The sequence below is a fragment of the Janthinobacterium agaricidamnosum NBRC 102515 = DSM 9628 genome (assembly GCF_000723165.1).
In the GTDB taxonomy this organism is placed as follows: Bacteria; Pseudomonadota; Gammaproteobacteria; order Burkholderiales; family Burkholderiaceae_D; genus Janthinobacterium; species Janthinobacterium agaricidamnosum.
Genome location: NZ_HG322949.1, coordinates 1858602 through 1872167 on the forward strand (window position 1 = coordinate 1858602; position 13566 = coordinate 1872167).

Consider the following 13566-nt stretch of genomic DNA (forward strand, 5'->3'; position numbering starts at 1 on the left):
GCTCATCCGATGCTTGCTGCTACCACTGTCAAGGAACTTCGATTTTCCGAACTGTACCTGGGTCACGAAACCCTGGACGACCGCTTTTCGGAAACTCCGGGCGCCGACGTCAATATACTGTCCGCCGGTCCCGCGCTGCGCCGCGACCTGGACTTGCTGCTGGCGATGTGCCGCGACGCCCTGGCGGCGGTGAGCAACTCGCAACGTTGCCGGGTGCTGTATGACGGCGTACCGTATCATGTGTCGGTGATGCGCACCACCGGCGGCACGGTGTTCGTGCTGCGCCGTATCGCCGGCACGATACCGTCGTTGTCCTCGCTCGGCATTCCCGATGCGTACCTGCGCCGCTTGCAGGTGCGCGACATGAGCGGCCTGTTCATCATCAGCGGGCCGTCCAAGTCGGGCAAGACCACCACCGCCTGCGCGCTGATCAAGCAGCGCCTGCAAGCCTTCGGCGGGCTGGCGGTGACCGGCGAGGAATTGATCGAACTGCCGCTGGAAGGCCATCACGGCACCGGCGTGTGCTATCAAACCACCATCGGCGGCCAGCTGTCGTTCCGCGAGGGCTGGAATAACCTGATGCGCTCCGGCGCGCAGATCATCTTCGTCGACGAAATACGCGATGAAGAAAGCGCGGCGGCGGTGCTGCGCGCCAGCATGGAAGGACGTTTGATCATCACCACCATCCCGGCCGACAGCGCGATCCAGGCCATCATCAAGCTCGACGCGCTGGCGGCCGAACGGCTGGCGCCGGCCAGCGTCAAGACCTTGATGGCCGATGGCTTGGCCGGCGTGCTGCACCAGCGCCTGGGACGCGACGGCAAGCAGCCGCTGATGACGGAAACGCTGTTCCTGCGCGATGCGCTGCGCACCCGCAGCATCTTGCGCGACGGCGCCTACGACCAGCTGGCGGTCGATATCAAGCAGCAGATGGCGGCGATGATTTCCAGCTACGAACCAGCCCGGCGGGTGCTGGCGTGATGCTGCCGCTGGTCGTGCTGACGCTGATGATGTCGCTGGCCGGCTACTACGGCACGCGGCATCCCGAGCACAGCGTCGACAATGTCGCGCAAGTGGCGCAGTCCGGCGCGCTGGCGGCCGGCATGGCCAGCTACCGCGATGCGCTGATCGCGTATTTCGCCAGCCATCCGGGACAAACCGGCAGCGTCACGCAGCAGGCGCTGATCGCCGCCAAGGTACTGCCATCCTGGTCGCCGCTGGCCGGCGCCGCGGCGCCGCTGTGGAATAATTACCGCACGCCGGATGGCATCCTGTACATCTACGCCGGCGCTGCGCTGCCGCACAACATCACGGCGGAGCTGCTGGCGCTGTCGAACAACTCGGTGCTGGTAGGCGGCTTCGGCTCCGGCACGTCATCGTTTGCACCGGCGCTGGGAGGGATGACGACCATCGCACGACCGCCGGTGACGATCCCGCAAGGCAGCCCGGTGTGGCTGGCCATACTCAACTGAATGGAATCTCGCATGTTATCCAAGCAAGGCGGCATGAGCCTGATCGAAGTGCTGGGCGCGCTGGCCATCAGCGCGATACTGCTGTCCGGCCTGACGGCGCTGGTCGACAGCTCGCTGGCCGACACCAAGGCCGACCAGGCGGGCGCCTACCAGGCCGCGATCGGCGCGGCGGCGGCGCACTACCTGGCCGATAATTACGGCGTGCTGGCCATTTCCGCCAATATAGGCGTCACCAAGCCAGTGACGCTGACTGCGCTGAAGAACGCCGGCGAAATTTCACCGTTGCAGGCGGCCGCCAATGTCTATGGCCAGACGCCGTGCCTGCTGGTACGCGCCCGCAATGCGTCGCCCACCAATCCGGCCATCGTGCTCGATGCGCTGGTGGTGACCGAGGGCGGCCAGGCCATCGGCGACGCCAGCATCGCCTATGTCGCGGCGCAAGCGGGCAAAGGCGGCGGTTACATCAATAGCCTGAACTCCGCCGTGGCGCAGGGTTCCGGCGGCGCGTGGTCGTTGAGCGCCGCCACCACGCCGACGCTGAACCAGTTCAACAGCGTCAGTTGCAGCGGCCAGCCGGCCAACGCCGGCCACCTGGTCACCGCGCTGCTGTCCAACGGCGCCGGCCAAAGCTCGCAGGACTTTTTGTACCGTAACAAGGTGCCGGGCATGGATGTGCTGAACCAGATGCAGACGCCGATCGGCATGGCCAATGGCGCGGCGGTCGATCCGGGCACCGCCTGCGGCAGCGTGGCGGCGATCGCCACCGACAAGACCAACGGCAGCCTGCTGTATTGCAACAAGATCTCAGGCACCTGGCAAGGCTCCGGTTCTTCGTGGAAGGCGCCGGTCGATACCTATGCCAGCCTGCCCGCCGGCGATGCGGTCGGCGACGTGCGCATGGTCAAGAACATCAGCCGCGCGTTTACCGTCGACCCGTCGGGCAAATGGGTGGCGCTGGCGGTCGACCAGAACGGCGACATGAATGTGCCGGGCAAGCTTGCCGTCGGAGGGGATGCCAATATCCGTGGCGATGCCAATATTCATGGCAATGCCACTATCGATGCAAACGCCACTGTCGGCGGTGGCGCCACGGTAGGCGCTAGTGTCATCGCCGGTGGCGCTGGTACTTTCGGCGGCGCCGTCAGCGGCCAAAGCGTGGAGGCCAAGGACTGGATTGTCGGCCAGACCGTGCAGGTATGGAAAGAAGGCAAAGAGGGCGATGTGTGTCATATCTTCACTGCGGATCCGAAGATCATCCTCAATCGTATCGGCACCATCGTACTGGAGAGCCGTTCGCCCATGCCGGGACATACCCCGACCGCACTGATTTGCTCTGGCGTACCCGGTAACGCCCGTCTGGTACGGCTGGTGTCCTGACGATGAGGATGAATGTTTTCAAGCTTATGCCGAGGCTGGCGCGCCGCGTCAGCCCGGCCCGCATCGCGTGCCTGTTGCTGGCCATGCTGCCGATGACGCAGGCGCGCGCCTGCTGGGAAGACGCCGCCAGGCTGTACGGCGTCAACCCGGAGCTGCTGTACGCGGTCGCCAAGACCGAATCGCAGCTTAATCCGCGCGCGGTGCACCGCAATGCGAACGGCACGCGCGATATCGGCCTGATGCAGATTAACAGCACCTGGCTGCCGGTGCTGCATAAATACGGCATCGACGAACAGCAGTTGCTCGACGCCTGCACCAGCATCTATGTCGGCGCGTGGATCATGGCCGACAATATGCGGCGCATGGGCAATTCGTGGCAGGCGGTCGGCGCGTACAACGCCGCCAATCCGGTATTGCGCGCAAGTTATGCGTTGAAAGTCTATAAAAACCTGCCGTCCACCGCGCTGGGCACGCCCGCCGCCCAATAAATCTGATCGATGCCATTGCGCCGCCCGCTTCACCGCCGGGCGGCGTTGTCGTTGACCTTGTTGTAATGCGCGTGCATTTCAGGCATATCAAAACATGAAATAATTATGACAAAAAATCATACTTACTTATAAAAAATAATTACTTTTAACATAATCATCGGCAGCATAAGATGGCTTGTCATTTTGTCCAACGATCAATTATGTGAGGTAATGTATGAGCGTCACGCGTCGCCATTTCCTGATGAAGCTGGCCGCCACCAGCGGCTACACCGCCGCCTGTGCGGCGATGACCACGCTGGGCCTGGGCGCCGCCGGCGTCGCTGCCGGCGCCGAGGCCGCGCCGCTGCGGCTGGCGCCCGGTTCCGGCAAGGGCCAGCGGGTGCTGGTGCTGGGCGCCGGCATCGCCGGACTGGTGGCGGCCTGGGAATTGCGCAAGGCCGGCTACCAGGTGCAAGTGATCGAGGCGCGCCAGCGGGTCGGCGGGCGCAACTGGACCATCCGCGACGGCAGCCGCATCGAATACACCGACGGCACGGTGCAAACCGCCGATTTCGAGCCGGGCCAGTATTTCAACGCCGGTCCGGCGCGCCTGCCGAGCCATCATCGAACCATCCTTGGCTATTGCCGCGAATTCGGCGTGGCGCTGGAAGCCGAAGTCAATACCAGCCGCAGCGCCTATTTCTTGCCGGATGCGGCCAAGGGCAAACCGGCGATCCAGTTGCGGCGCGCCGTCAACGATGCGCGCGGGCGCCTGTCCGAATTGCTGGCCAAGGCTGCCGACGGCGGCGCGCTGGACCGTGAATTGAGCCTGGACGACCGCAAGCGGCTGCTGGAATTCCTCAAGGTATATGGCGACCTGACCCCGGAACTGGCCTTCAAGGGCACCGAGCGTTCCGGCTACACGGTGTTTCCCGGCGCCGCCGAACAAGTCGGGACGCGTCCCGATCCGCTGTCGCTGGACGACTTGCTGGACCCGGACTTGTGGACCGCGCTGGTGTTCGACGAATTGCTGATCTTCCAGCCGACCATGCTGCAGCCGGTCGGCGGCATGGACCGGATTCCGGCCGCCTTCCAGCAGCGCCTGAAGAAAGAGATACGCCTGAACACCGAGGTCAAGGCAATTCACAATGGCGAGCAGGGCGTCACGGTGACGGTGCAAGACCGGGCCACCGGCAAGCAGCAAAGCCTGTCCGCCGATTACGCCATCGCGACCTTTCCATTGCCGGTGCTGGCCAGGGTCGACGCCAATTTTTCGCCGGCGGTGCGCGACGCGATCGCCTCGGTCGAGTACGACACGGCCAGCAAGATCGCGTGGCAAGCGCCGCGCTTCTGGGAAACCGACAGCAATATCTATGGCGGCATTTCAGTGGTCAAGCATGTCACGGGACTGGTCTGGTACCCGAGCGGCGGTTTCCATCAGACTAACGGCACGCTGATCGGCTGCTACAACATCAGCCAGGCTGCGCGCGATTTCACGGCGCAGCCGCTGGCGGCGCAATTCGCGTCGTCGCGCGATGTCATCGACCGCTTGCATCCGGGGCGTGGGGCCAGCCTGCGGCGGCCGGTCAGCGTGGCCTGGCACAAGGTGCCGTACAGCCTCGGTTCGTGGGTGCACTGGGGCAGGCCGGACGCGCAGCAGTACGTGCTGCTGAACCAGCCCGACGGCCGGGTGCATTTCGCCGGCGAATACCTGAGCCAGATCGGCGCCTGGCAAGAGGGCGCCGCCTTGTCCGCGCATCACGCGGTGGCGGCCATCGCCGCCCGCGTCGCCGCCGCTTCCGCCAGCTGATCACTTAGAGCCTATCCCAGTAGATGAATACGCCCTCTTCTGGCGCCCCTCAGTAGCGGGGACTGCGTTGCTCGTCGTCGCGTGGCTCGCCACGCTTGCTCCTCACGCCTGGTCCGCGCTGCTGATGCGCTGCCAGCAGAAGACGCTCACTACTGGGATAGGCTCTTATCACCGATCACTTCATAAAGAGAGCACACCATGAACAAATTCGGCCATTTCATTCTCGGCGCCATCCTCATCACCTCCAGCCTCGTCACGTCCGGCGGCGCCATGGCGCAAGACATCAAGCGCACGCCTGTCCCGAATTCCAGCTTCCCGATTTCGGTGGCGGTCAGCGTGCCGGCCGCCGCCGAGACGGTGTATTTCAGCGGCGCGCTGCCCGACGTGGCCAATCCGGCCGCGCCCAAAGAGACCATCGAAGCCTATGGCGACACCCGGACCCAGACCCTGTCGGTGCTGCGCCGGCTGCAGGCGGCGCTGGCCGCCGAAGGCCTGGGTTTTGCCGACGTGGTGCAACTGCGGGTATTCCTGGTCGGTGAACCGAAACTGGACGGCAAGCTCGATTTCAATGGCTTGAACGCGGCGTATTCGCAATTCTTCGGCACGGCGGCGCAACCGGCCAAGCCGGCCCGCACCGCGCTGCAAGTGGTGGCGCTGCCGCTGCCGGGCGCGCTGGTTGAAATCGACCTGGTGGCGGCCCGTATCAAACGTTAAGAACTTTTCCCTTTCCCCTGTAGACGCGATGGAGCAAGCCAGCATGAATACAGTACCATTCGTACCATTCGTACCATTCGTACCATTCGTACCATTTTGTATCACACCGCGCGCCTTGCCGCTGGCCTTGTCGCTGGCCTGTGCTTCGAGTTCCGCCTGGGCCGCAGCTGCGCCCGCCGCCGAACCTGGCGCGGCCGGGCTGGAAGCGGGCGTGGTGGTGGTCACCGGCACGCGCGACACGCGCCGTTCCGCCGATGAAAGCCTGAGCCCGATCGACGTGTTGAGCGCCAAGGATTTGCAGCGCACCGGCCAGACCGACCTGCGCGACGCGCTGGTGCGCCTGCTGCCGTCGGTGAACCGGCTGGCGCAGGCGGGCGACGCGGCCAACCTGACCAGCGCATTGACCTTGCGCGGCCTGAGCCCGAACCATGTGCTGCTGCTGATTAACGGCAAGCGGCGCCACACCTCGGCCAACATCACCGCCGATCCCGGCGCGCAGCAGGGCGCCACGCCGGTCGACCTGGACTTGATCCCGGTCAGCGCGGTCGATCACGTGGAAGTGCTGCGCGACGGCGCGGCGGCCCAGTATGGTTCCGACGCGATCGCCGGCGTCATCAACGTGATCCTGAAATCGTCGAGCCAGGGCGGCAACCTGGCGCTCAACAGCGGCCGTTATTATTTGCGCGACGGCTTCACGCTGGGCGCCGCCGCCGACATCGGACTGGCGCTGGGCGAGGAGGGTTTTTTGCACCTGAGCGCGGAAAGCAAGCGCCATGAACACAGCATCCGCAGCGGCCCGGACAACCGCACCAACAGCTATGCCAATCCAGTCTTGGGCGACCCGCAAACCCAGCGCCAGTCGGTCGGCCTGAACGCCGCTTATCCGCTGGGCGGCAGCGTCGAACTGTACGCCTTCGGCAGCGCCGCGCACCGCAGCGGCGGCAGCTACCAGAATTACCGCTTGCCGGGCAAGCTGCCGCAAGTGCATCCGAACGGTTTCAGCCCGGTCGAGACCAGCAATGAAAACGACGCGTCGCTGACGGCCGGCGTGCGCGGCGAACAACTGGCCGGCTGGCGCTGGGATGCCAGCGCCACCCATGGCATCGACAACGTCAAGATCGGCATGACCGATTCCGCCAATACCGATTTATATGCGGCCACCGGCAGCACGCCGACCAGTTTCCACCTGGCGCAATACCAGAATACCCAGTCGGGCGCCAACCTGGACCTGGCGCGGCCGTTCGATACGGGTCTGCTGCCGGCGCCGTTGACGGTGGCGCTGGGCGCCGAATACCGGCGCGAAACCTATGCAGTCGGCGCCGGCGACGCCGCGTCGTCGTTCGGCAGCGGTTCGCAAGCGCTGCCGGGCTTGTCGGCGGTCAGCGCCGGCCGCCATGCGCGCAATATCTCGGCCGCCTATACCGACTTATCGACCAGGTTCAACCGCCAATGGGAAGCCGACCTGGCGGCGCGCTACGAGCGCTACAGCGACGCCGGCAACAGCGCCAACGCCAAATTGTCGGCGCGCTACCAGGCCAGTCCCGGCCTTGCGCTGCGGGCCACCGCCAGCAGCGGTTTCCGCGCGCCGTCGCTGGCGCAGGAATACTACACCAGCCTGGCCGTGTCGCCGACCACCGCCGGCGGCCAGCTGGCGGTCAATTCCGACGCCGCGCGCAGCCTCGGCGCGCTGCCGTTAAAACCGGAAAAATCGCGCAGTATCAATCTCGGCATCGTGGCCCAGCCGGCCGATAAGCTGAACCTGACCATCGACGCCTACCGCATCGATATCCGCGACCGCATCATCCAGGGCGGCACCTACAGCGGCGCGGCGGCGGTCAATGCGCTGAGCGCCGCCGGTATCAGCCTGCCAAGCGGCCTGGCGTCGGTCAGCGCCAGTTATTTCGCCAACGGCGTCGATACCCGCACCCAGGGCGTCGATCTGGTGGCTTCGTATCAAACCATCCTCGATCAAACCATCCTCGATCAAACCATCCTCGGCGCGTCCGGCCGCATCGACTGGGACCTGGCCGCCAATATCAACAATACGACCATCACGCATACCGCCAGCGACAGCAACGGCAGGCCGCTGCTGAACGCCCAGCAAGCCGGCTACCTGACCACGGCCACGCCGAAGAGCAAGCTGATCGCCGGCGGCGCGTGGACGCTGGGACCGTGGGGCGTCAGCCTGCACGCGACGCGCTACGGCAAGACCGCCACCGAGGCGACTTTTTATACCGGGCCGTTCATCTATTCGACATCGGTGTTCAACCATATCGAGAATGCGCCGCGCACCGTGACCGACCTGGAAGTGCGTTATGCGGCCAGCGACAAGCTGCAAATCGCGGCCGGCGCCAACAATCTGTTCAGCGTCTACCCGAGCACGGTGCCGGTCGAAAGCCGCTACCTGGGCGTGTATGTGTACGACACGGCCGCGTCGCAGGCCGGCATCAATGGCGGATATTATTATGTGCGCGCCAACTACAAGTTTTGAACATGAAGCGGGCGGCGGGGGTAAGATGACGTTTTTCGCGACATTCACATTGGCACTTCATGAAGATAGATGACATCAGCGCCTTCGTCGCCGTGGTGCGCAATCACTCGGTCAGCGCCGCCGCCGACGCGTTGCGGCTGACCCAGTCGGCCATCACGCGGCGGGTGCAGAACTTCGAGCAGGAGCTGGGCGTGGAGCTGCTCGACCGCAGCGTCAAGCCGCCGCGCCCGAATGCGATGGGCCGGCAAGTGTTCGAGCAATGCAGCAAGGTGCTGCTGGAAGTCGACCGTTTGCGCGACCTGGTGCAAAACGACCAGGCGCCGACCGGCGTGTTCCGCATCGGCGTGATCCAGACCGTCGGCGACATGGTGCTGCTCGATACCTTGCAACGGCTGAACGCCGCATTTCCCGGCCTGCATACGGAAGTGGCGTCCGGCTGGGGCGCGCAATTGCTGGAACGGGTCGAAAACGCCGAGATCGACGCGGCGGTGGCGCTGTTCCCTGCCACCAAGGTGCTGCCGGAAGGCTTGAGCGGGCGCGCGCTGGGCCGGCTGGAACTGGTGGTGGTGGCGAAGAAGGGCAGCATGCCGCGGCGCAGCTACAAATTGCGCGAGCTGTACGACATCGGCTGGGTGCTCAACCCCGACGGCTGCGGTTTCCGCGCCGGCCTGGCGCGCGTGCTGGTCCAGCAGGGCTTGTCGTTCAAGGTCAACCTGGAAACCTTCGGCACCGATCTGCAACTGGGGCTGGTGGCCAGCGGCACCGGCCTGGGCCTGATGCCGCGGCCGATCCTGGAACGCAGCCGCCACCTGGCGCAGCTCGATATCGTCCCTGTCAGCGACTTCAAGCCGCTGCTCGATATCTGGCTGATCCAGTCGCTGCTGCCCGGCCCGGTGCAGCACGCGATCGACTTTGTCGCCAGCGCGGTGCAGCAGGCGTTCGCCGCGCCCGCAGCCTCTGTCCGCGCCGCCTGAATCCTTCCTCCACCAGCCCGCAGCAGGCTGGTTTTGTATCTTCCCGCCTCGCAAGATTATTCTTAAAAATCATATATCAATAGAATAAACAATTAGTTTCGTCATAATCATTTGCTCCCTATACTGAATTCATCGTACTTCAGACAGGGAACCGCGGATGTCAGTCTCCTCGCTAGCCAATCAAATCAATCCTGCCGCCACAGCGGCCAGGAGCGTGCCCAACAAGCGGCAAGCGCTGCTGTCGGCGGTGCTCAGGCGCACCGTCAGTCCGCTGCTGCTGTTGCTGGCCTGGGAACTGGCGTCGCGCAGCGGCGTGCTGCCGGAACGGGTGCTGGCGGCGCCGTCGCAAATCCTGGCGACCATGGGCGAATTGATCTGGTCCGGCGAAATCGGCGGCAATGTGCTGGTGTCGCTGCGCCGGGTGGTGATCGGGCTGGCCGTGTCGCTGTCGCTCGGCACCGGACTGGCGCTGGTGGCCGGCCTGTCGCGGCGCGGCGAAGTGGCGGTCGATTCGCCGATGCAGATGGCGCGCACGCTGCCTTTCCTCGGCCTGGTGCCGCTGTTCATCCTGTGGTTCGGCATCGGCGAATTCACCAAGATCGCGCTAATCGCCTTCGCCACCACCTTCCCGATGTATCTGACGCTGTACAGCGGCATTCGCGGCATCGACGCCAAGCTGGTCGAGGCGGCGCGGCTGTTCGGCCTGAGCTACCCGCAACTGATCGTCCACGTGATTTTGCCCGGCGCGTTGCCGTCGTTCCTGGTCGGCCTGCGCTATTCGCTGGGCGTCAGCTGGCTGTCGCTGGTGGCGGTGGAGCAGATCAACGCCACCGCCGGTCTCGGCTACCTGATCAACAACGCCCGCGACTTCATGCGCACCGACGTCATCGTGGTGTGCCTGCTGGTGTACAGCGTGCTGGGCCTGGTGACCGACCTGCTGGTGCGCACCATCGAACATTATGCGCTGGCCTGGCGTCCATCTTTCATCAAGGATTGAGCATGCAAACCACCTCATTGAACTTGCCGGGCGCGCTGCAGCGCAGCGGGCATGCGGCGCCGCCGGCGCCCAGCCTGGTGCCGCCGGGCAGCGCGGTCAAGGGACGCCAGCTCAGCAAGCGCTTCGGCGACAACCTGATCCTCGACCAGTTGAACCTCGATATCCGCGCCGGCGAATTCGTCGCGCTGCTGGGCCGCAGCGGTTCCGGCAAGACCACCTTGCTGCGCGCCTTGGCCGGGCTGGACCAGATCAGTTCCGGCACGCTGGACGTGCCGCAGGCGCGCGCCGCCGTGTTTCAGGAGCCGCGCCTGATGCCGTGGAAGCGCGCCTGGCGCAACGTCACGCTGGGCCTGAAGATCGACCAGCCGCGCGAACGGGCCCGCCAGGCCTTGACCGAAGTCGGGCTGGCGCACCGCGAAAACGCCTGGCCGGCCACCTTGTCCGGCGGCGAGGCGCAGCGCGTGGCGCTGGCCCGCGCGCTGGTGCGGGAGCCGCAATTGCTGCTGCTCGACGAACCGTTCGCCGCGCTCGACGCCCTGACCCGCATCCGCATGCACCAGCTGATCCTGGCGCTGTGGCGCCAGCACCGGCCGTCGGTGCTGCTGGTGACCCACGACGTCGACGAGGCGATCCTGCTGGCCGACCGGGTGCTGGTGCTGGACCGGGGCCGCATCGCCGCCGACATCGCGATCACCCAGCCGCGTCCGCGCAGCGCCGAACGGCCGCAATTCCAGCAAGTGCGGGCCCGGCTGCTGGAATTGCTGGGGGTCGAACTGGAAGCGCCGGAAGCGCCGTCGATTGACACAGCCGCCGCGCCAGCGCCGTTGGCGACGCCCTTCAACTTCAGTAACTTTTCGATCTGAGCGCCATGTCCTCTTCCGTCTTGCGGCTAGCCACCGCCACCGCCGCCGCGCACCAGCTGGACAGCCCCGAATTCGCCGCCTTGCTGGACCAGTTGACGCTGGAATTCGCCGCCGGCGCCGCGCAGCACGACCGCGACGCCAGCTTCCCGCACCAGAATTTCGAGCGCCTGCATCAACTGGGTTTACTCGGGCTGACCGTGCCGCGCGCGCAGGGCGGGCTGGGCGCCAGCCTGGCGCAAACCGCCCGCGTGATCGCGGCGGTGGCGCGCGGCGAACCGTCGACCGCGCTGGTGCTGACGATGCAGTATCTGCACCATGCGTCGGCCAGACACGCGGCGCGCTGGCCGCGCCACTTGCGCGAACTGGTGGTGCAAGAGACGCTGCGCGACGGCGCGCTGATCAATGCGCTGCGGGTCGAACCGGACCTCGGCACGCCGGCCCGCGGCGGCTTGCCGGCCACCACCGCGCACCGTACGCCTGACGGCTGGCGCATCAGCGGCCGCAAGGTGTATTCGACCGGCATCCCGCGCCTGACCTGGCTGGCCGTGTGGGCGCGCAGCGACGATGCCGAACCGCTGGTCGGCAGCTGGCTGGTGCGGCGCGATACGCCCGGCATCAGCGTGGTCGAAAGCTGGGACCACCTGGGCATGCGCGCCACCGGCAGTCACGACGTGATCTTCGACGAGGTGCTGGTACCGCTGGAGCATGCGGTGGAAGTGGCGCCGGCCGGCGCGACGCAGGAACTGGACGCCGAATTGCTGTGCTGGATGTCGGTGCTGCTGGCGTCGATCTACGACGCGGTGGCGCGCGCCGGCCGCGACTGGCTGGCCAACTGGCTGCAGGAACGGGTGCCGGCCAACCTGGGCGCGCCGCTGGCCAGCCTGCCGCGTTTCCAGGAAGCGCTGGGCCTGATCGACACCTGGCTGTTCTCGAACCGTACGCTGATCGACGCCGCCGCCGCCGGCCGCATTGCCGCCGCCGACAGCTTCCGCATCAAATACCTGGTCACCAGCCAGGCTATCCAGGTAGTCGAAAAAGCCATCGAATTGAGCGGCAATCCCGGCCTGTCGAACGCCAATCCGCTGCAGCGCCATTACCGCGACGTGCTGTGCAGCCGCATCCATACGCCGCAAAACGACACCATCCTGATCAACAGCGGGCGCGCCGCGTTCGCCGCGCTGGCCGCCCAGAAAACCGCCGCATCATCCCGTGCCGGCGCGACCGGCCCTTTATCTGCCTCTACCTCCACCACCACTGACAAGGAAGCATCATGAGCATCGAATTCATCGGCTTTAGCGCCACCCAGGAAGTGTCCGAAACCGTACTGGCCAAGGGGCCGGTGGTCGACAAGAGTTATCTGGGCGCGGTCGCCCGCGCCCACGAATACGCCGGTTTCGACCGCGTGCTGGTGGCGCACGGCAGCGGCTCGGTCGACGGTTTCCAGGTCGCCTCGTATATCGCCTCGCAAACCGAGAAGCTCGGCATCCTGCTGGCGCACCGTCCCGGCTTTGTCGCGCCGACGCTGGCGGCGCGCCAGCTGGCGACGCTGGACCATTTCAGCGATGGCCGGCTGGCGGTGCACATCATCAGCGGCGGCGACGACACCGAACAGCAGCGCGACGGCGATTTCCTCGACCACGACCAGCGCTACAGCCGCAGCGACGAATTCCTCGATGTCGTGAAACAGACCTGGAGCAGCAGCGGCCCGTTCGATCATCAAGGGCGGCATTACCAGATCAAGGGCCAGAACGCCGGCGTGCGTCCGTTGCGCGGCCAGCATGTGCCGGTGTATTTCGGCGGTTCGTCGGACGCCGCCATCGAGGTGGCCGGCAAGCATGCCGACGTCTACGCGCTGTGGGGCGAGTCGCTGGCCCAGGTGGCGGAAATCATCGCCAAGGTGCGCGCGGCGGCCGCGAAATACGACCGGGCCGACAAGATCCGCTTCAGCCTGTCGCTGCGGCCGGTGCTGGCCGAGACCGAGGAACTGGCGTGGGCCAAGGCCGATGCGATCCTGGCCAAGGCCAGCGCCAGCGTCAAGCACAACGCGTATTTCAGCGGCCGCCCGCAACAGCCGCAAAACACCGGCTCGCAACGCTTGCTGGCCACCGCCGCCGAAGGCAAGGTGGTCGATGAACGGCTGTGGACCGGCATCGCCGCGCTGACCAGGGCGGCCGGCAATTCGACCGGCCTGGTCGGCACGCCGGAACAGGTGCGCGACGCGCTGCTGAAATACTGGGAACTGGGCGTGACCACCTTCCTGATCCGTGGCTTCGACCCGATCCAGGACGCGCTGCAATACGGCCGCGAACTGATCCCGCTGGTGCGCGCGGCGATTGCCGAACGCAGCGCCAATGTGCAAGCGCCGGACGCCACGCGTCTGGCCGCCTGAAGGGACGCCAGC

Annotated in this window: 12 protein-coding genes; all 12 read left to right on the plus strand. The window is 65.8% G+C overall.

The features are described from left to right. Positions 1–9 precede the first annotated feature (9 nt). The 12 genes from GJA_RS07965 (at position 10) to GJA_RS08020 (ending at position 13554) form a co-directional block, all read left to right on the plus strand. Positions 10–981 carry an ATPase, T2SS/T4P/T4SS family gene (locus GJA_RS07965; protein ID WP_051780446.1) on the plus strand — a complete coding sequence of 324 codons (972 nt, stop codon included), beginning with the start codon at positions 10–12 and terminating at the stop codon, positions 979–981. Beyond that, positions 981–1472, plus strand: a complete 492-nt coding sequence (gene pilM, locus GJA_RS07970; RefSeq protein ID WP_038490769.1) for a type IV pilus biogenesis protein PilM — start codon at positions 981–983, stop codon at positions 1470–1472. The genes GJA_RS07965 and pilM overlap by 1 nt, the downstream gene beginning before the upstream one ends. Positions 1473–1484: 12 nt before the next feature. Continuing rightward, on the plus strand, positions 1485–2849 hold the full coding sequence (gene pilV, locus GJA_RS07975) for a shufflon system plasmid conjugative transfer pilus tip adhesin PilV (RefSeq protein WP_051780448.1): 1365 nt from the start codon (positions 1485–1487) through the stop codon (positions 2847–2849). A gap of 2 nt (positions 2850–2851) precedes the next feature. Further along, positions 2852–3337 carry a lytic transglycosylase domain-containing protein gene (locus GJA_RS07980; RefSeq protein ID WP_339325651.1) on the plus strand — a complete coding sequence of 162 codons (486 nt, stop codon included), beginning with the start codon at positions 2852–2854 and terminating at the stop codon, positions 3335–3337. A 214-nt stretch (positions 3338–3551) separates the two neighbouring features. Next, positions 3552–5126 (plus strand): flavin monoamine oxidase family protein, encoded by a 1575-nt coding sequence (locus GJA_RS07985; RefSeq protein ID WP_038490773.1) that lies wholly within the window; start codon positions 3552–3554, stop codon positions 5124–5126. 198 nt (positions 5127–5324) lie between these two features. Continuing rightward, a complete protein-coding gene (locus tag GJA_RS07990; protein ID WP_038490776.1) occupies positions 5325–5840 on the plus strand; it encodes a RidA family protein in 516 nt (171 codons plus the stop codon). A gap of 43 nt (positions 5841–5883) precedes the next feature. Further along, a complete protein-coding gene (locus GJA_RS07995) occupies positions 5884–8331 on the plus strand; it encodes a TonB-dependent receptor plug domain-containing protein (protein ID WP_081905279.1) in 2448 nt (815 codons plus the stop codon). A 59-nt stretch (positions 8332–8390) separates the two neighbouring features. Further along, the gene (locus GJA_RS08000; protein ID WP_038490783.1) at positions 8391–9305 is read left to right on the plus strand and encodes a LysR family transcriptional regulator; all 915 of its coding nucleotides are present in this window, start codon (positions 8391–8393) and stop codon (positions 9303–9305) included. A gap of 157 nt (positions 9306–9462) precedes the next feature. After that, entirely contained in the window at positions 9463–10302 is an 840-nt protein-coding gene (locus tag GJA_RS08005; RefSeq protein ID WP_038490786.1) for an ABC transporter permease, read from the plus strand. Between the two features lie 2 nt (positions 10303–10304). Next, a complete protein-coding gene (locus tag GJA_RS08010) occupies positions 10305–11165 on the plus strand; it encodes an ABC transporter ATP-binding protein (protein WP_081905280.1) in 861 nt (286 codons plus the stop codon). Between the two features lie 5 nt (positions 11166–11170). Then, positions 11171–12439, plus strand: coding sequence for an acyl-CoA dehydrogenase family protein (locus tag GJA_RS08015; protein WP_051780456.1), 1269 nt, complete (start codon positions 11171–11173; stop codon positions 12437–12439). Beyond that, positions 12436–13554, plus strand: coding sequence for an LLM class flavin-dependent oxidoreductase (locus GJA_RS08020; protein ID WP_038490789.1), 1119 nt, complete (start codon positions 12436–12438; stop codon positions 13552–13554). Before GJA_RS08015 ends, GJA_RS08020 begins: the two co-directional genes overlap by 4 nt. Positions 13555–13566 lie beyond the last annotated feature (12 nt).